This is a genomic window from Priestia sp. P5_B4 (genome assembly GCF_056400385.1).
On sequence record NZ_JBFULJ010000963.1, the window covers coordinates 1 to 1,366 of the forward strand.

A 1,366-nucleotide genomic window follows, 5' to 3' on the forward strand; every position below is an offset into this window, starting at 1 on the left:
GTGCAGGGGGCTTGGGTGCTGAGGTATTAAGAAGCATCAGTATGTTGGATGTAGGCTTAGGATTTATCGGCGGGATTGCAGTTGTCATTATTGCCGTTATTTTAGATCGTCTGACGCACCTTTCTGCTCAAAAAAGAAAAGGTATTCAATCAAGTAAATAAAATGAATAAAGGTGGGAGTATATGAAACAATCAAAAAAATTTTCTTTAATTATGCTAACAATCGTCATTATGCTGCTTGTCTCCGCATGTGGCAATAGCAATACGGCAAGCAGCACGACGACTAAAAAAGAAATTACAATTGGATACATACCATGGGACGAAGCCGTAGCTGTTACGTTTCTATGGAAGGAATTATTAGAGGAAAAAGGTTATAAAGTTAAAGCAGTTCAAAGCGACGTAGCTCCGCTTTTCTCAGGAGTTGCTCAAGGAAACATTGATTTATTTTTGGATGTATGGATGCCGACCACCCATAGTTCTTATATGAAAAGATTTGGAAAACAAGTTGACGTGCTCGGTACTTGGTATGATCAAGCAGATAGCGGATTGGCCGTTCCCGACTACGTAGACGCGCAGTCACTAGCTGATTTAAAAAATAAGAAAGATGAGTTTAACGGAAAGATTATTAGTATTGAACCAGGATCTGGAATAAACGGTCTTACTAAAGATCATGCGATGCCAAGCTATGGGTTAAAAGACTGGAATTTAGTAGAAAGCAGCACAGCCGCCATGTTATCGGAATTAGATAAAGCCATTGCTAATAAAGAACCCATTGTTGTTACGTTATGGCGCCCGCACTGGGCTTTTGAAAAGTATAATCTCAGATACTTAAAAGATCCCAAAAATACGATGAATCCAACTGGACCTGAAAAAATACAGTCGATTAGCAAAAAGGCATTTAAAGAAGATTATCCAGAAGTAGCAAAGTGGCTGAAAGATTTTTCTATTAGTGCCGATCAACTAGCATCTTTAGAATCAGAAATTAACAGTGCAAAAGACGAAACAAAAGGTGTGAAAAACTGGATTTCTAAAAATAAAAAAGTGACGGAAAGCTGGGCAAAATAATAGAAGGAAAAGAAAAGGCTGTCTCATAAGTGAAGCTATTAACTTAGAGACGGTTTTTTTGTGGGAGAACTTTTTATCTGCAGCTTTTCTAACGGAGTAAGGTCGGTAAAAGTTCAATAAATGAAAGTTTTTTAACCTGATATGTAAATTGAAAAAATATATTTAAATTAAAAAAAGTAGCATTGCTTTCTACTATCCAAGTACAATTTAAATAATGAATGCTTTACGTTTCGCATGTAAGTATTTATTTATACCTATGTTGGCATAATTTTTATGCTTTGGGGAATCACATAAATTATGCC

The 1,366-nt window shown here is 36.2% G+C and carries 1 protein-coding gene; it reads left to right on the forward strand.

Going from position 1 to position 1,366, the window contains the following annotated elements:
• The first annotated feature begins 182 nt into the window (after positions 1–182).
• Positions 183–1,064 (forward strand): glycine betaine ABC transporter substrate-binding protein, encoded by an 882-nt coding sequence (locus AC1DRF_RS27900; protein ID WP_427076677.1) that lies wholly within the window; start codon positions 183–185, stop codon positions 1,062–1,064.
• Positions 1,065–1,366 lie beyond the last annotated feature (302 nt).